This is a genomic window from Rhodanobacter sp. AS-Z3 (assembly GCF_029224025.1).
Lineage (GTDB): Bacteria > Pseudomonadota > Gammaproteobacteria > Xanthomonadales > Rhodanobacteraceae > Rhodanobacter.
On the sequence record NZ_CP119392.1, the window covers coordinates 727,289 to 745,087 of the forward strand.

The 17,799-nt window shown below is 64.5% G+C and carries 9 protein-coding genes; 6 read left to right on the plus strand and 3 right to left on the minus strand.

The window, feature by feature from the left end; all coding sequences use genetic code 11:
* The first annotated feature begins 52 nt into the window (after window positions 1-52).
* From PY254_RS03095 to pbpC, 6 genes are all read left to right on the plus strand, one after another.
* Window positions 53-2,368 (plus strand): beta-N-acetylhexosaminidase, encoded by a 2,316-nt coding sequence (locus tag PY254_RS03095; RefSeq protein ID WP_281014011.1) that lies wholly within the window; start codon window positions 53-55, stop codon window positions 2,366-2,368.
* Window positions 2,369-2,381: 13 nt separating this feature from the next.
* Entirely contained in the window at window positions 2,382-3,440 is a 1,059-nt protein-coding gene (locus tag PY254_RS03100; RefSeq protein WP_281014012.1) for an acyltransferase family protein, read from the plus strand.
* A 214-nt stretch (window positions 3,441-3,654) separates the two neighbouring features.
* Window positions 3,655-5,673 carry a S1 family peptidase gene (locus PY254_RS03105; protein WP_281014013.1) on the plus strand — a complete coding sequence of 673 codons (2,019 nt, stop codon included), beginning with the start codon at window positions 3,655-3,657 and terminating at the stop codon, window positions 5,671-5,673.
* A 93-nt stretch (window positions 5,674-5,766) separates the two neighbouring features.
* Window positions 5,767-6,669, plus strand: coding sequence for an alpha/beta hydrolase (locus PY254_RS03110; protein WP_281014015.1), 903 nt, complete (start codon window positions 5,767-5,769; stop codon window positions 6,667-6,669).
* A 102-nt stretch (window positions 6,670-6,771) separates the two neighbouring features.
* Window positions 6,772-11,778, plus strand: a complete 5,007-nt coding sequence (locus PY254_RS03115) for an alpha-2-macroglobulin family protein (protein WP_281014016.1) — start codon at window positions 6,772-6,774, stop codon at window positions 11,776-11,778.
* Window positions 11,779-11,838: 60 nt separating this feature from the next.
* On the plus strand, window positions 11,839-14,229 hold the full coding sequence (gene pbpC / locus PY254_RS03120) for a penicillin-binding protein 1C (RefSeq protein WP_281014017.1): 2,391 nt from the start codon (window positions 11,839-11,841) through the stop codon (window positions 14,227-14,229).
* Between the two features lie 8 nt (window positions 14,230-14,237).
* Here pbpC and PY254_RS03125 read toward each other — a convergent pair whose 3' ends face one another.
* From PY254_RS03125 to PY254_RS03135, 3 genes are all read right to left on the minus strand, one after another.
* Window positions 14,238-15,794: an EAL domain-containing protein gene (locus PY254_RS03125; protein WP_281014018.1), complete on the minus strand. Its 1,557-nt coding sequence runs from the start codon at window positions 15,792-15,794 to the stop codon at window positions 14,238-14,240.
* A 118-nt stretch (window positions 15,795-15,912) separates the two neighbouring features.
* Window positions 15,913-17,466: an EAL domain-containing protein gene (locus PY254_RS03130; RefSeq protein ID WP_281014019.1), complete on the minus strand. Its 1,554-nt coding sequence runs from the start codon at window positions 17,464-17,466 to the stop codon at window positions 15,913-15,915.
* 57 nt (window positions 17,467-17,523) lie between these two features.
* Window positions 17,524-17,778 (minus strand): hypothetical protein, encoded by a 255-nt coding sequence (locus PY254_RS03135; protein WP_281014020.1) that lies wholly within the window; start codon window positions 17,776-17,778, stop codon window positions 17,524-17,526.
* Between the last annotated feature and the right edge of the window lie 21 nt (window positions 17,779-17,799).

The window sequence follows — 17,799 nt, forward strand, 5'->3', positions numbered from 1 at the left end:
TCCGGGGTGGCCACGACGATGGCATGCTGGACCGACCGACCAGGAGAGCTCCATGAACCGCCGTAGTGTTTCGTTCCGAAGCCGTTTCTTGCTGGTTTTCGTCGTCTTGCTACCCGTGCCAGCGCTATGCGCAACGGGGCCGACGACGCCCTCGTTGATTCCGTTGCCCGCGCAGTTCCAGTCGCAGCAGGGCAGTTTTACCGTGGATGCGCACAGCGCCATCGTGCTGGCCGACCACGACGCGTCAACCCGAAGCACCGCGAACTATCTGATTGATCTGCTGGCGCGCACGCGCGGCCTGCAGCTGCGTATTTCCAACGCCGAGCAAAGCAAGCGCGCCATCACTTTGCAGCGCGACCCGCAAGCGCCGGTAGCGCAGGCCGGTGGTTACGCGCTTGACGTTACGGCGCAAGGCATCCGCATCACCGCACGTGACGATGCCGGCTTGTTCCACGGCGCGACCAGCTTGTTCCAGTTGCTGACGCCGGATGCGAAAAGGGGCGCGGTCGACGTGCCTGCGCTGAGCATTCGCGACTGGCCGCGCTTCGCCTGGCGCGGCTTGATGCTGGATTCTGCGCGTCACTTTCAGAGCGTGGCCGAGATCAAGAACGTGCTCGACCAGATGGCCCAGCACAAGCTCAACACCTTCCACTGGCATCTCACCGATGACCAGGGATGGCGGATCGAGATCAAGCGCTATCCCGAGCTCACCCGCATCGGCGCATGGCGTACGGCGACGGACGCCGGTCAGGCCGGCGAGCCGAAGCGTTATGGCGGTTTCTACACCCAGGCGCAGATTCGCGCGGTGGTGGCGTACGCCGCCGCGCGCTTCATCACGGTGGTGCCGGAGCTGGACATGCCCGGCCATGCGCAAGCGGCAGTGGCGGCTTACCCGCAGCTGGGCGTCACTGGCCAGCGACCCCAGGTGTCGGTGGATTGGGGTGTCAATCCGTATCTGTACAACGTTGACGATGCCACGTTTACCTTCATCGACAACGTGCTCGACGAAGTGATGGCGTTGTTCCCGTCGACATACATCCATGTCGGTGGCGACGAGGCGATCAAGGATCAGTGGCAGGCCTCGCCCGCGGTGCAGGCGAAGATGCGCGCGCTGGGCATGACCAGCGAAGACGCGCTGCAAGGATGGTTCATCGACCGCATCGGCCAGTACCTCGACCAGCACGGCCGCAAGCTGATCGGCTGGGATGAAATCCTCGAAGGCGACCACTTGCCGGCCGACGCGACGGTCATGTCCTGGCGCGGCACTGACGGTGCGATCAAGGCCGCGATGCTGGGTCATGACGTGGTGCTGTCGCCGGCGCCGGGTCTGTACTTCGACAATGTGCAAGGCGGGCTAGCCGATGAATATGCCGGCCGGCTGGGTGTGCAATCGCTGAAGGAAGTGTACGGATTCCAGGCCGTGCCAGGCGTGCTGAGTTCAAGCCAGGCGGCGCACGTGCTGGGCTTGCAGGCCAACATCTGGACCGAGCACATTCCCACCGCAGCGCACGTTGAACACGCGGCGTTCCCGCGGGTGGCGGCGCTCAGCGAAGTGGCGTGGTCGCCGGCTGCCCGCATCAACTGGTCGAGCTTTCTGGCCCGTTTGCCGGCCCAGTTCGAGCGCTATCGCGCACAGCACATCAAGGTGGCCGACAGTGCCTATGCCGTAGACATAGACGCCGACCGCAACCTCGCCCTGGCCACCGGAAAAACCACCGTGACGCTGGCGAATCAGGTCGGTGTGGAGGCGATCCACTACACCCTGGATGGCAGCGCCCCGACCACCACGTCGGCGCGTTACCAGACTCCGTTCAATGTGGATTTGCCGGTTACCGTGCGTGCCGCCACCTTCGCTGTCGACGGCTCGCAACTGGCCACCGCGCGCGAACGCGTGCTGGATCGCGCAGCCCTGCTCAGTCTGCCCGGCAACGCCTTGCCCAACTGCCCGGGCAGCGACTTCCGCCTGCGCCTGCAGCCCACGCCGGATGCGCAGAGCACGCAGCCGGTGTATGCGGTGAACGTATTCGACAGCTGCCAGCAAACGCCTTCGCTGTGGATGGATGGCGTGGCTTCGCTTCAGGTGAATGCGGTGCGCCTGCCACGCAACTTCGCGCTGGCACATGAGCAGAAGCTGGTGGTTTCACGCCCGCATGCCACGCCGTTCGGCGAGCTGGTGGTGCACCTGGATAGCTGCGCCGGCCCGTCCGTTGCCAGCATCCCTTTGCCTGACCCGGCGCACAGCGCAACTGACTTCAGCTTGCAGGCGGCGCTGCCAGCGCAATCCGGTGAACACCGCTTGTGCCTGATCTATACGGCGCCGATCGATGGACCGCTGTATGCGATCGGCGCGGTGGTGTTGACGCCATGAGCACGCGCGCCGCATGAAGCGACTGACTTCACTCGACGCGCTGCGCGGCTGCACCGTGGCGGCGATGCTGCTGGTCAACGATCCCGGCGACTGGAGTCATGTTTACTGGCCGCTGGAACATTCGGCATGGAATGGCTGCACCCCGACGGATCTGGTTTTTCCGTTCTTCCTGTTTGTGCTGGGCGTGTCGGTGGCGTTGTCGGTGCTGCCGCGGCTGGAGCAGGGCGCCGACCCTGGTGCGCTTGCCCATGGAGCCATGCTGCGGGCGTTGCGCATCATCGGGCTGGGTGTGCTGATCAACCTGCTGGCGTGGTGGTTGATGCCCGGCGCGCACCTGCGCCTGCCCGGCGTGCTGCAGCGCATCGGTGTGTGCTTTGCCGGTGTGGCGGTGTTCGCCATCTACACGCAGGCGCGCACGCAGTGGGCGGTGATCGTGGCGATGCTGTTCGGCTATTGGGGTTTGCTGGTGCTCGGCGGTTCGCTGCAGCCGTGGACCAATCTGGCCAGTCAGGTCGACAGCGCCGTGTTTGGTCGCTTCGTTTACATGATCAATCCGCAGACCGGTCAGGGCCACGACCCCGAAGGCTTGCTGGCCACCTTGCCGGCCTTGGCGGGCAGTTTGCTGGGCCTGCGTGCGGGTTGCTGGCTGCGCGAGCAACGGCGGCAGCGGTTGTTCGTCGCCGCGTTGCTGTCGCTATTGCTCGGCGTCGTATGGTCGCTGTGGCTGCCGCTGAACAAGAACTTGTGGACACCCTCCTTCGTGATGTGGACGACGGGTTGGGCCACGCTGGCCTTGTTGCTGTTCCATGTCCTGATCGATCGCCACGGCTGGCCGGCGCCGGGTCGCCGTTTCGGCTTGAACGCGATTGCCGCCTATGCCGGTTCGGAGTTGCTGCAGATCGTGTTGTCGTCGCTGGGTCAGGATGACTGGTATCACACGCTGTTCGCCGACTGGATGACACCGCGGTTTGGTGCGTACGTGCCGTCACTGGTTTTTGCGCTGGTCTTTGTCGCCCTGTGGTGGTTGATCGTGTGGGCGATGGATCGCCGTGGCTGGTATCTCAAGCTCTAGTGGCAACGGCTATCGGAACGGTTCGGTGGTCTCCCCACGAGGCCGGTTACCGTGTTCTGCGCCAGCCTGTCGGTTGCGCTGATGAAACCGGCCGCAGGGTTCACGCAGCTTGTCATGCATGGCGCCAGCGCTCATGGCAGTATTGAGCTTCGGTCGTCATGGCCCAGGGACCCGAGGGGGGAATCTGGTGGCGGCGTTCAAGCGAAGGACATTCATGCACGTAATGGAATTGCCGCGGCGCCGGCCCGGCTTCATGCGCACCGTTGCCAGTCGACTCGCGCTGGTCTCGATGCTTGGTCTGTTTGCGCTGGCCACCAGTCACGCCGCCAGTCTCGATCCGTCGGTGCTGCCGAAGATCCAGGCGGCCACGTTCGAAGTGGTGGCGGCCAAGCCGGTCAAGGACCCGCTGACGTACGAGAAACCGCTGCCGCTGGACTTGCTGCCGTTCCAGGAGCGCAACGACAAGTATTACTCGATCGGCACCGCCTTTGCGCTGGGCCATAACCGCTACGTTACCGCCGCGCACGTGCTGCAGATTGGCAATAACAGCCTGTGGGGCGAGCCGGCCTTGCGCGACGCCAGCGGTCACGTCTACGCGATCGACAAGGTGCTGAAATTCTCGCTGGAGCGGGATTTCGTGGTGTTTTCGCTGGCTGAACAGCCGGCCTCGGCGGCCGCGTTCGAAGTGAATGCGACACCGGTGCTGAACTCGGTGGTCTACGCGGTCGGCAATGCGCTGGGTACCGGTGTGGTGATCCGCGATGGGCTGTACACCTCCGACACGCCGGAAGATCAGGATGGCCGCTGGAAGTGGATGCGCTTCTCCGCGGCGGCATCGCCCGGCAACAGCGGTGGTCCGCTCCTGGATGCATACGGCAAGCTGATCGGCATTGTGCTGATGAAGTCGGCGAACGAGAACCTGAATTACGCCTTGCCGATCCGCGACGTGCTGGCGGCGCCGGATAATCTGGCGGAAATGGATTCCCGCGGCGGCTATCAACTGGATCTGTTCGATGCGCGCCAGACCGCGACGTTCAAGGGGCAGTTCAAGTTGCCGCTGAGCCTGGCCGCGTTCTACGGTGAATACCAGAAGCGTCTGCAAGCCTTCAGCGACGAACAGATCAAGGCCTTGCTGGCGAAAGAGTCGGCGAACCTGTTTCCCCGTGGCAAGGGCGCCGAACGCCTGCTTTATCAGCAGACCCAGTTGAATTCGTTCCCCATGCTGATCACGCGTGGCAGCGACGGCGAGTGGGGCTATACCGGCAGGAGTACGCGGCACCTGCCACTGGATGGCAACGGCTATCTGGAAGTGGGCGCTGCCGGGCGCAACGGCTTGTCGCATCTGCGTCGCCCGGACACCGTGGACGCCGCCAAGTTCTACGACGATGCGTCAGTACGGATGGATCTGATGGCGCAGACCGGCATGTTCCAGCGCCAGGTCGGTAGCGAGAAGGTCAAGGTCACCTCGCTCGGCAAGCCGAGCTTCGAGACGGTGCACACCGATCGCTGGCAGCGTCCGTGGCACGTCGAAGTCTGGCCGTTCCCCTATGCCAACGGTTTCATGGTGCTGTATTCGCTGCCGGTACCGGACGGAAGCATTGCGATGACGCGTTTCGTGCAGGCCTCCGCTGTCTACGACGCCCGGCTGGACATGGACGAGCTGAGCAATTTTGTCGTTGTCACCTACGAAGGTTCGCTGGCGCAGTGGAAGCAGTTCCTCGCCATGCCGGCCTTGCTGCCGGCCGCGTTCAAGACCATCCACCTTGGCCTCGACGACGAGCACCGCTTCAGCTACGCATCACAGCGAGTGGCGTTCTCGTATACGCCCGAGGTGCAGGCGATCAAGCCAGGCAACCTGTTGTATCTCGGCTTCCGCTTCCTGATGGACAAGGAAACGCCAAGCTGGGATGTCGGCGCCGTGGTGGTCTGGAAAACCCAGTCCTCCGATGATCACGCCCATGTCGCCGTCCAGCGTTTCGTGGCTCCGCCAACTGGCCTGGACGAGGACATGATGAGCCTGTGGCAGAAGGTGTCGCAGCACAACTATCCCTACAATGGCGTCGCGCGGCAGGATGAGGGTCTGACCAAGATCAATGGCGTGGTGGCTGCAGCTGCCAAGCCGACCCGCGTGGTGTACAGCGCCTTCGTCGGCGTCGAGGGTGCTCAGGCGCAGCCAGGCATGAAGCACAAGCTGGATCTGCTGACCAAGAACCTGCGCGTCATCGAGCCTTGACGGCCAGCACTCGCCACCGGTCTCATACGGTGGCGTGATGCGTTCAAGCCCACCGTAGCCGCGCCGTACTCAGGGCAGTCCGTGGAATGGCAGATGAGGTCTGAAGTGCAGCAAAGCGAACCAGCGACGCCGTCGCATCGCGTCGAAAGCGTCAAACAGGGTGAGTCCTGGCTGAGCATGGCGGACGGCCAGCGCTTGTTTGTGCGCGACTGGCCGCTGGCACAGTCGCGTGGTGCGGTGCTGATCGTGCATGGCTTGGGCGAGAACAGCGGACGCTACCAGCGGCTTGCTGCGTGGTTCAACCAACGCGGTTACGCGGTGCGCGGTTATGACCAGCGCGGCCACGGCCGCACGCCGGGCCGGCGTGGCGGTTTGCGACATGCGGATGATCTGCTGGAGGATCTGGCCACGGTCTATCAGAACCATGCCGACAGCCAGCCGCATGTGCCGCTGCTGCTCGGCCACAGCATGGGCGGGCTGGTGGCTGCGCGAGCGGTGCTGGATGGCCGGCTCACGCCGCCGGCGATGGTGTTGTCATCACCGGCGCTGCGCAGTTGGGAGTCGCCGCGGATGATCGCGCTGGCGCGCCTGCTCAGTCGTATCGCGCCGAACCTGCCACTACGCAACGGGCTGGAGGTCGACAAGCTTTCACACGACGCTGCCGTGGTCGCCGACTACCGCAGCGATTCGCTGCGTCATGGCTGGATCACGCCGCGGCTGGCTGATTTCATTTTCCACGCGGGCGCGGCCTGCATCCGCGATGCGGCCAAGCTTGCCGTGCCAACGCTGCTGCTGGTTGCCGATAGCGACGGCCTGGTTGATCCTGCGGGTAGTCGCGCGTTCGCTCGCAAGGCAGCCAACAGCGGCCAGCTGACCACGCGTTTCTTTTCCACGCTGTATCACGAGCTGTTCAACGAGGCCGAGCCGGGGCGTACCCAGGTGTTCATGCAACTGGGCGACTGGCTGGGGCGACAGGATCTTGCCGCGCCCCGGTAAGCTTGCGTTGACAGCAAAAATAATCGGCCGGCCCGATCCGTGCCATCAGACCGCCATGAATGGTGGTGATACTTTCACGCAAACCTATAGGGAGAAGGTTGCATGCCATCTCGATCGACTCAGCATTCCCGTCGCCATTACGCGTGGCGCGTTCTCGCCAGCCTCTCGCTCGGCCTGTTGCTGGCCGCCTGTCATCGTGGTGGCGACGACGGCAAGCCGGCCTTGCAAGCGGCGGCGCCGGCCAGCGCGTCAAGTACGCATGCCGGCGACGATGGCAAGGCCGGCTTTGTGCTGGTCTCGGCCAGCTCGAAAACCAGCGACTCGCGCACTGCGCTGACCTTGCGCTTCAACGCGCCGCTAGCCTCGGCCCAGTCGTTCGACAGCCTGATTGCGGTGACCGGTCCGAACGGCGAAGTGGTCAGCGGCAGCTGGAGTCTGGATGACGACGGCAAGACGCTGAGTTTTCCATTCGTGCAGGCGAACACGCGTTACGCGGTGCAACTGAAATCCGGCGTGCTGGCGGCCGACGGTCGCACGCTCGGTCACGATGTGAAACACGACGTCTACTCCGGCAACCTGCCGGCGGCGGTGGGCTTTGCCTCGCACGGCAGCGTACTGCCGGCGCGCGGCACTCGCGGCTTGCCGCTGGTGTCGATGAACGTGCACGATGCCGACGTGGAATTCTTCCGCGTGCACGACGATGCGCTGTCGGACCTGTTCTGCGCCTATCCGCGCAACGGTCATCGCGACAGCTACGACCTCGATCACGACGTCAACTCCTACAACCGCTGCGGTGAAGGCGACGACCAGCGCAGTCGCCAGCCGATCACCGACATCGCCGACTCGGTCTACGCCAACCACTACACCCTGGGTGGCGACGCGAACGAGCGCACGGTGACCTATCTGCCGGTGCAGAACATCAAGGAATTGTCGCAGCCGGGCGTCTACATGGCCGTGGTCAAGGCCGGCGGCACCTTCAAGGACGGCTACGACACTGCCACGTTCTTTGTCAGCGACCTTGGCCTGCACCTGCGCGTCTATCGCGACAACGTGCTGCTGCACGTCGCCTCGTTGCGCGACGGCACGCCGGTCCAGGCCGTGGATGTGGACGTGCGAGACGAGAACGGCCACAGCAAGCTCAAGGCCAGCACCGATGCCGACGGCAATGCGCTGATCGCCTACAAGATCAAGCCGTCCGACGTGCTGGTCGCGCGTCACGGCAAGGACGTCTCGGTGTTGCCGTTCAACCGGCCGGCGCTGGATGTGTCGAACTTCGACATCAGCGGCCGCCGCCAGGCGCCGTTCGAAGTCTATGCGTGGTCGAGTCGTGATCTCTATCGCCCCGGCGAAACCCTGCACGCCTCCGCCTTGCTGCGCGATTACGACGGCAAGCCGATGAAGCCGCAATCGTTGTTTGTGCGAGTCAAGCAGCCCGACGGTCGCACCCTGGTGGAGAAGCGGCTGGAGCCGCAGCAACTCAATTACTTCGAACTGAGTCAGCTGATTCCGGCCGACGCGCCGACCGGTCTGTGGCAACTGGAATTCCGCCTCGACCCGGCCAGCAAGGAAACCGTGCAGGCGTTCCCGTTCCACGTCGAGGAGTTCCTGCCGGAACGGCTGAAGGTCGAGCTGTCCAGCCCGCAGAAGCAGCTGGCACCGGATGAACCGCTGAAGCTGAAGGTCGCTTCCAGTTATCTGTATGGTGCGCCCGCCGATGGCAACCGTTTCACCGGCAAATTGCTGGTGGCGCCGGAAGTGCACCCGCTGGCGAACATGAAGGACACCTTCTTCGGCGACCCGCTGGTCGAACTGCCGAAGAGTGCCGACGACGTCGTCGACGCGAAGCTCGACGCCCAAGGTGTGCTGGAACAGGACGTGCCGCTGCCGGATGACGTCAAGCCGGTCGCGCCGCTGGCGGTGACGTTGTCCGGCAGCGTCTATGAAACCGGTGGTCGCGCGGTGACGCGCCTGCTCAAGCGCACCTACTGGCCAGCCGACGCGCTGGTCGGCGTGCGCCCGCTGTTTGATCCGAAGCAGGGCGCGGAAAGCGAAAGTCCGGTCGGCTTCGAAATCGTGCGCGCGAATGCGAACGGTGATCTCGTTGCCGGCGCGCACCTGAAGGTGCGCCTGCAGCGCGAGCTGCGCGACTTCTACTGGCTGTACGAGCAGAACGGCGGCTGGCAGTCCAACGCCAACCAGCACTTGCAGTTGATCGAAGAGAAAGACGTCGACGTGGTTGCCGGAAAATCGGCGCATGTGGAGTTCCCGGTAGAGTGGGGCAGCTACCGCGTCGAGGTCTATGACCCGGCCACCAAGCTGACCACGGTGTTTCCGTTCTTCGCCGGCTACAGCTGGGACGACGAGAATCTGGGCAAGGAAGCGCGCCCGGACAAGGTGAAATTGCAGCTGGACAAGGCACGCTACCGTGCCGGTGACACCATGAAGGTCACGGTGACACCGCCGCAAGCCGGACCCGGCGTGCTGCTGGTGGAATCGGATCATCTGCTCTACACCAGGAACATCGACGCAAAGGCTGGCGCGACCTTCGAGATTCCGGTGACCAAGGACTGGGAGCGTCACGACGTCTATGTGTCAGCGCTGGTGTTCCGCGGTGGCGAAGCGGCCGAGCACACCACGCCGGCACGCGCGCTGGGTGTGGAATACGTGGCGATGGATCGCACTGACCGACGCATTCCGTTGAAGCTCGACGCGCCGACGCTGATGCGTCCGGGCAACCCGCTTGATGTCAGCGTGCAGGCGACGGGCCTGGCCGGGAAGACGGCGTTCGTCACCTTGTCCGCGGTCGATCAGGGCGTGCTCAACATCACCGACTATCCGGTGCCCGATGCGTGGGCATGGATGTTTGCCAAGCGCGCGCTCAGCGTGGATGCGTACGATCTGTACAGCCGCATCATCGAAGCGATGGACGGTGAGCAGGCCAAGCTGCGCTACGGCGGCGACATGAGTGCAGCCGCCTTGCCCAAGGCGACGCGGCTCAATCCGAAAGTGCAGATTGTCGACCTGTTCACCGGCCCGGTCGCGTTCGATGCGCAAGGCAAGGCGGTGCTGCATGTCGATGTGCCCGACTTCAACGGCAGTTTGCGGCTGGCTGCGCTGGCCTATACCGACAGCCGTTACGGCAATGCCGACGGCAGCGTCACCGTGCGTGCGCCGCTGGTGGTCGAGCCCAGCACGCCGCGGGTGATGGCGGCCGGCGACAAGGCGATGATCAGCCTCGATCTGAAAAACCTGTCCGGCAAGGACGGCGTAGCGAAGGTCAGCGTCAAGGGCAGTGATTTGATCGTCGTCGACAAGGCGAGCCAGAGCGTCGCGCTGAAGGATGGTGCGGGCACCACGCTGCACATGCCGGTCACCGCCAAGGCCGGTGCAGCGGTGGCGACCGTGGATATCCACGCGGAACTCAACGATTACAAGGTGGACCGCCACTTCGAGTTCTCCGTGCGTCCGGCCTGGCCGGAAACCGTCACCACCACGCCGATGGCGCTGGAAGCGGGCAAGAGTGAACACCTCGGTGGCGCCGCGCTGGCTGGGCTGTTGCCGGCCACGGTGCGCGCACGGATCACCCTGAGCACCTTGCCGCCGTTGCCGTATGCGGCGGCCTTGCGTGACGTGCTGAAATACGCCTACGGCTGCATCGAACAAACCACCAGCAAGGGCTACGCGGCGCTGATTCTGGACGGCCAGACGGCTACCGCGCTGGGCGCTCCGGTGATGACTGACGAGGTGCGCAAGGCGGCGGTCGAGGGTGCGCTGTCACGCATTGCCTCGTTCCAGGCCAGCAACGGTCACTTCAGCTTCTGGGGTGGCACCAGCCCGATCGTCACCTTCACCACGCCGTACGTGGTCGACTTCATGCTGGACGCTCGCGACGACGGCTTCGCCGTGCCGCAGGATGTGCTGCAGAAGTCGTTGCAGCGACTCAACGACGACCTGCTTGCCGGCGGCCATCCGTATTACGGCTACGAGCAGCACGACCACATGCGGCTGGCCGACGAGGCCTATTCCGGCTTCGTGCTGGCGCGGGTCAACCGGGCGCCGCTGGGCACGCTGCGCGCCATCTTCGACAACGAGCGGCAGAAACTGGTGGCGCCGTTGCCGCTGGTGCATCTGGGTATCGCCTTGAAGTTGATGGGCGACAACGATCGCGCCCAGAAGGCCATCGATGAAGCGTTCGCGTGGACCAAGGAGCGGCCCTGGTACGTCGGTGATTACGGCTCGGATCTGCGCGACCTCGCCCTGATGGTCTCGCTCACGCATACCTACGGCATGAACAAACCGGCTTACGACGCCAAGCTGGTGGACTGGGCGCGCAATGCCACCGCCAACGTGCGCGAGCGCCAGCAGCAGGACAAGAACTACCGCTGGTCGTGGTCGTATCTGAGCACCCAGGAGCAGGCGGCGATCGCCCGCGTGGCACGCGCGTTCGATGCCAAGAGCAAGGCGCCGCTGGCCGTTTCGATCACGGCAGGCGGCAAGACCGAGCAGGCGCCGGACCAGCGTGTGTGGAGTCGCGAGCTCAGCGTGGCCGAACTCAACGCCGGCGTGACCCTGCAGCCGACCAGCAACGCGGCGATCTTCGCCACGCTCGATGTGGCCGGTATTCCGCAGAAGGCGCCGGCGGCCGATGACAGCCAGATCGATGTGCGCCGCAGCTACTACACCACCGATGGAAAACCGTGGGACGGCGATACGCTGAAGGAAGGCGACACGCTGATCGTCGAGCTGGATATCGAGGCGCGCATGGACGTCCCCGATGCGCTGGTCACCGACCTGCTGCCGGGCGGGCTGGAAGTGGAGAACCTCAACCTCGGTGGTGCGCAGACCTGGGCGGGCGTGGTGATCGACGGCATCGACCTGGAGAATCACGCGTCGGCTGCCGATACCACGCACGAGGAATACCGCGACGACCGCTACGCCGCCGCACTCAACTTGCGTCGCGGTGACAAGGCCCGTGTGTTCTATCTGGTGCGTGCGGTGACACCCGGCACTTATGTCGTGCCGCCACCGCTGGTCGAGGACATGTATCGCCCGGCGGTGCGTGGCATCGGCAAGGTCACGCCAGCAAGCATCACCGTGATCGAACCCTGAGGTTTGCTGCCCGCCCTGTTTCGCAGGGCGGGCACTTTCCGCCAGCGCTTTCGCAGATTCATGAAGACCTCAATCATCGCAGCGACCACAAAACCGCGGCGCTCCCGCGGATGGCGCTGGTTGCGTGGCAGCTTGCTCGCCTGCGCAGCAGTCTTCCTGCTCGCCTTTGCCCTCGACCGGCTGTTCCCGCTGCGGCTACCTGCACCCGACACCGGCAGCACCGTGGTGCTGGCACGCGATGGCACACCGCTGCGCGCGTTTGCCGACAGCGATGGTGTGTGGCGTTATCCGACCACGGCCAAGCAGGTGTCGCCGCTGTATTTGCAGGCCTTGCTGACTTACGAAGACCGTTGGTTTTATCGCCATCCCGGAGTGAATCCGTATGCGCTGTTGCGCGGCTTTGCCGGCGGCATCATCCACGGCCACATCGTCTCGGGCGGTTCCACGCTGACCATGCAGGTGGCGCGGATCATTCACCCGATCCCGCATACCTTTCGCGGCAAGCTGGTGCAGATCTTCCGCGCGCTGCAATTGGAGGCGCATCTGAGCAAGGCGCAGATCCTCGACCTGTATCTCAACCACGCGCCGTTCGGTGGGCCGATCGAAGGCGTCGAGGCGGCGTCGTGGGCGTATCTCGGCAAGCCAGCGACGCGGCTTTCGCATGCCGAGGCCGCGTTGCTCGCGGTGTTACCGCAATCGCCCAGTCGGCTGCGTCCGGACCGCCGCGCCGAGGCAGCGCGCGTGGCACGCGACAAGGTGCTGCGGCGCATGCGTGATCTGGATGTGTGGAGCGCAGCCGAGGTTCGCGATGCCGAGATCGAGCCGGTGACCGCGCGCTCGCTGCGTGCGCCGCTATCCGCGGCGTTGCTGGCCGAGCGTCTGCAGCGGCAGCAGCCGAAGTTGCGACGTATCACCAGCACCATCGACGCGAACCTGCAGCGGGCCGCCGAGGAGCGTGTCAGCGCCTATCTGTCGGGCTTGCCGCCGCATACCTCGGCAGCATTGCTGGTGGTCGACAACGCCACCCTCGAAGCGCGCATCTATGTGGGCACCAGCGATTTCGCCAACCCGCAGCGGCACGGTTACATCGACATGGTGCGTGCGCCACGCTCACCCGGTTCCACCCTGAAGCCGTTCCTGTATGGGCTGGCGCTGGACGACGGGTTGATCAATTCGGCCAGCCTGCTGGTCGATGCGCCGCAGGATTTCGGCGGCTACAAACCAGGCAATTTCGATGAGGCATTCTCCGGGCCGGTCAGCGCCGCCGAGGCCTTGCAGCGTTCGCTCAACGTGCCGGCCGTGGATGTGCTGGATCGGGTCGGGCCGAGCCGCTTCGTGGCGCGCTTGGCGAACGGTGGAGTTGATCTTGGCTTGCCTGCCGGTGCGCAGCCGAACCTGTCGATCATTCTTGGCGGCGCCTCGACCCGGCTGGAGGCGCTGGTCGGTGCCTACACCGCATTCGCCAACGGCGGCATTGCGGGTACGCCGCGCTATACCGCCGACGAACCCGCACACCCGCGACGGCTGCTGTCGCCGGGCGCAGCGTGGATCATCCGCGACATCCTGGCGCACAACCCGGCCGACGTTGAAGGTGGTCCGCTGGCCGGTGCCATCAATCGTCACGCCAGCGTGGCGTGGAAGACCGGCACCAGTTATGGCTATCGCGATGCGTGGTCGATCGGGGTCACCGATCGCTGGACTATCGGCGTGTGGATTGGCCGTCCGGATGGCACGCCGTCGCCTGGTCAGTACGGCGCGGTCACCGCGCTGCCGCTGCTGTTCCAGATTGCCGACATGCTGCCCTCACGTGGTGGCCATGTTGCTGCGCAGCCGGCCAGCGTCAGCCAACGCGAAATCTGCTGGCCGCTGGGCGGTGCGATGGATGCCACCGATCCGGCACTGTGCCGGCAGCACCGTACGGCGTGGCTGCTTGACGACGCGCTGCCACCCACGTTTGCCGAACGTGGACTCGGTGCGTGGTCGGCCGGACTGATCAACTTGCGCGTCGACCGCAAGGGGCGTCGACTCAGTGGTGTCTGTCATGCGCCGCATGAGCAGACGATCCCGTTAGCGCGCTGGCCCGCGCTGGCCACGCCGTGGCTGAATCGCGATGATCGGGCAAGTTCGGCGCTGCCTCCGTTGGCACCCGGTTGTGCCGCCGATTCACTGGATAGTTCGAATCCCATTCGTATCAGCGGACTCACGGATGGCGTCACCCTGCGTCAGGCGCCCAACAGCGACAAGCCATTACGCGTCAACCTGCGCGCGCTGGGTGCGCAGGGTCCGGTGCAGTGGTTGTTGAACGGGCGCCTGCAAGGCAGCAGCGATGCCGATGCGCCCATGGCGATCACGTTGACACAAACCGGCGAGCAGCAAATCACCGCGCTGGCCGGCGACGGCGCGTTCGCCACGTTACGCGTGCGCGCCCTGGGCCTGACCGCCGAACCGTAGTTGCCGGGTCAGTCCGGCTTTTGCTCGGCCAACAACACGGCCATCGGCTTGGCCTTGCTGTACAGCCAGCCCTGCGCGAAGCCCACGCCGTGCCCGCGCAGGAACGCAGCCTGCTCTTCGGTTTCCACGCCTTCGCTGACCAGGGTGAGGTTGAGCGACTTGGCCATGTCGATGATGTGCAGCACCACTTCACTGGTGACCGAGTCGGTACCGATCGCATCGACGAAAACCTTGTCGATTTTCAGATAGTCGGCGCTGAGATTGTTCAAATGCGAAAGGCTGGAAAAACCGGTACCGAAATCATCGATCGCCACGCGGATGCCCATGGCACGCACCTGGGCAATCGCCCGGTTGGCAAGCTCGGGATTGATGAACGAGTGCTCGGTAACTTCGATCAGCACATTCCTTGCTTCGATGCCGCGGGTCTGCAGCAACTCACGCAGCAGTACGACCGTGTGTTCGTCATGCAGGTCGGTGGATGACAGGTTGATGCTGATATATGCGTCAGGATGCTGGCGAAAGTAGCTCGGTGCCTCGATCGCAACCGTGCGTATCACGTACTCGGTCAGCCGGTGGATCAGGCCGCAGTCCTCCGCGGCGGGGATGAAAACATTGGGACGCATGCCGCTGCCATCGCGCCGCTGCCAGCGCAGCAACGCCTCGGCGCCGACCATGCGGCCGGAGTCCAGTGCCACGATGGGTTGGTAGTGCAGGGCGAACTCGCGCTTCTTCAGCGCCAGCCGCAGCATCGCCGGCATCGAGGTGCGTTGCCGTGCCAGGTGCATGAGGGCCAGCATGGCGGCAAGGCCAAGGATCGCACCGATCGGCACCAGCACCACGGCGGATTCGCGCAGGCGCGTGTGCAGGTCACTCACCGGTATCGCAGCGTAGGCGGCAACATCGAACCGGCTGGACGAGCGGATAATCGACACCAGGTTGTCGCCGTCAAAGAAAGTGACTGCGTGCGCGCTGCCCAGGCGGGACGCCCAGTCCTTTCGATACTCGCCGTGGCCGCGCAGCCAGTTCCCCTGACTGGGGATATAGGTACCAAACGCAATCGCGGAGTCGGATGGGCGGATGTCGAGCAGCGACTCAGGATCGATGGCTACCGCCAAGTGCCCTTGCTGCAAGACCACAAATTGCTTGCCGGTACCCAGATCGACCGCGGGGCGAAACTGGATACCGCTGGGGCTGACGAACGCGACCGGCCCCAGTGAGTCGCCGGCGCCCGCGGTGCCGCCGGAAGAACACAGCACCCTGGTGTCGACGATATAACCCACCGCCTTGACGTAATGAAGGTCGAGGGCCGTTCGCAACATCAGCAGTTGACGCGCAGCCGAACAGGGGTCGGCCGTCGTGGTTGGCGTCAGTCGGTCCACCGCCGTTTGCGCCTGCTCGGCCACGGCTTCTGCACGACCCAAGGCGTCTGCCGCCACTTCCATCGACTGGCTGCTCGCCTGTTGCATGCTCTGGTGATACGCCAGATACAAGGCGGCGCCGGTTGGCAGGCCGATGGCCAGCAGGCTGACCGACACCGCGACAATCATGGCCTTACGACTGCTCATGTCACCTCGCTGATACTGCGACTCGCCAGGCTCGATGGGTGGCAGCCAGATCGAATCATGCCCGATTGCGCGGTCTGCGGAGCAGCGGACGTCTGCAGCGCCGGCGCTTTGGCAGCGCTCATCTTGCTTCGTATTCGCGCAACAGCTCAGCCAGCGGCAACGCCTTGCTGAACAGCCAGCCTTGCGCAAAAGTCACCCCGCGTTGGCGCAGGAAGTCGGCCTGACTGCGCGTTTCCACGCCTTCGCTGATCAAGGTGAGATTGAGTGATCGAGCCATCTCGATGATGTGCAGCACCACTTCACTGGTCACCGAGTCCGTACCGATCGCGTCAACGAAGACCTTGTCGATCTTCAGGTAATCCGCGCTCAGGTTGTGCAGGTGGGAGAGGCTGGAAAAGCCGGTGCCGAAATCATCGATGGCCACGCGGATGCCCATGGCGCGAATCTGCTCGATGGTTTGCCCCGCGCGAGTGGGCTCGACGAACGAATGCTCGGTCAACTCCACCACGATGTTGTAGGGCGCGATACCCGGCGTCGCGATCAGTCGACGCAGCCACTCCACCACGCGGACCGAACGCAGGTCGACGGACGAGAGGTTGATACTGATATAGACGCCCGGGTGCGCACGGAACAAACGCGGGCCGTCGAGCGCCACCCGCTCCAGCGCGTACTCGGTAAAGCGCTGGATCAAGCCGCATTCCTCGGCAGCCTGGATGAACAGTGCGGGGCGCATGCCGATCTGCTTGTTCGCCGGCCAGCGCAACAAGGCTTCAACGCCTGCCAGACGGCCACTGGCCAGTTCCACGATCGGCTGGTAATACAGCACGAATTCCTTGCGCTTGAGCCCGCCGCGAAGTATCGCCGGCAACGAAATCCGCTGGCGAACCAGAAACACAACCGCCACCACCAGCGCCGCGCCAACGCCCAGCCCGATCGGCAGCAGGATGACCACGAATGATCGCAGCCGTGAATTCAGATACGCCAGCGGAATGGCCACGTAGGCGGCCATGTCGAGCGACTTCGATGGCTGGACGACCACCAGATACTGCCCGTCGAAGAACGTCGCCGACGCGGCGTCGCCCAGCCGGGTCAGCCAGCGCGGGTCAAAGTAGCCTGCATGCGCCCAGACCTGTCGTGCGCTGCGACCGTATATTCCTTGGGCAAGCCCGGGGATGTTGGTCGAAGCGTTGAGCAGTATTTCTGGATGCGTCGCGGCGGCAAAGCCATTCTTTTCCATCACAACCGACGGTCGGTTGCCGTGGATGGTTACCGCCAGGTGGACCCGCGTGCCCAAGGCACTGGTATAGCTGGGCGATCCGATATCGGCGTTGTCGAAGTCGGAGCTCACCGCCGAGCAGGTGATCCGGCTGCCGGAGACATAGCCGACCGCCTGCAGATAGTCGTAATCCATCAACACCGTGCGCAGTTGTGCGCGCTTGGCCGTGGAGCAGGGTTCCGGTGTGTCGGTCTGGCGCAGTCGCTGGTAGGCGCCATTGGCCTGCACACCCATGTCGTCCACCCGATGCAAAACGCCGCCGACCAGGCTGGCAGCCTGCTCACTGGCGCTCTGCACGCTCTGGCGGTGCGCCACGTACAGTGCCGCGGTGGTCGGCACCACGATGGCCAGCACGCACATGGTGAAGGCAGCCGCCATCGCGATCCGGTTACGCATCACTTCCCCTGCGTGGACCTGACGCCTGAATGCGCGGTCGCTATCCCGGATCATGCATCAACGACACCCGTCCTGCCCAGCACCTGTGCCGGAAGCGTCGGGCGTCGGGCACGCTCGGAAGCGCAAGCGCACGAGCAGCGATGGGCCATCGAGCTTGATGTCGAGGTCGCCGCTGCAGGCCTGCTTCTGCGGGTGCAGCACGCTGCGACTGAAGAAGTATTCGGCACCCACGCCGACGTTTTGCCGGGGAAACCACTCCGCACCGAGTACAGCGTGGACGATATGCCCGCTCAACGACTTGCCGTTATTCACCACGCCAGCCGCGTCGACGCG

What these genes read in the sequence shown, in the direction of transcription:
- PY254_RS03095 (WP_281014011.1), top strand. Translation starts at nt 53, where the DNA reads ATGAACCGCCGTAGTGTTTCGTTCCGAAGCCGTTTCTTGCTGGTTTTC.
- PY254_RS03100 (WP_281014012.1), top strand. Translation starts at nt 2,382, where the DNA reads ATGAAGCGACTGACTTCACTCGACGCGCTGCGCGGCTGCACCGTGGCG.
- PY254_RS03105 (WP_281014013.1), top strand. Translation starts at nt 3,655, where the DNA reads ATGCACGTAATGGAATTGCCGCGGCGCCGGCCCGGCTTCATGCGCACC.
- PY254_RS03110 (WP_281014015.1), top strand. Translation starts at nt 5,767, where the DNA reads ATGAGGTCTGAAGTGCAGCAAAGCGAACCAGCGACGCCGTCGCATCGC.
- PY254_RS03115 (WP_281014016.1), top strand. Translation starts at nt 6,772, where the DNA reads ATGCCATCTCGATCGACTCAGCATTCCCGTCGCCATTACGCGTGGCGC.
- pbpC (WP_281014017.1), top strand. Translation starts at nt 11,839, where the DNA reads ATGAAGACCTCAATCATCGCAGCGACCACAAAACCGCGGCGCTCCCGC.
- PY254_RS03125 (WP_281014018.1), bottom strand. Translation starts at nt 15,794, where the DNA reads ATGAGCAGTCGTAAGGCCATGATTGTCGCGGTGTCGGTCAGCCTGCTG.
- PY254_RS03130 (WP_281014019.1), bottom strand. Translation starts at nt 17,466, where the DNA reads ATGCGTAACCGGATCGCGATGGCGGCTGCCTTCACCATGTGCGTGCTG.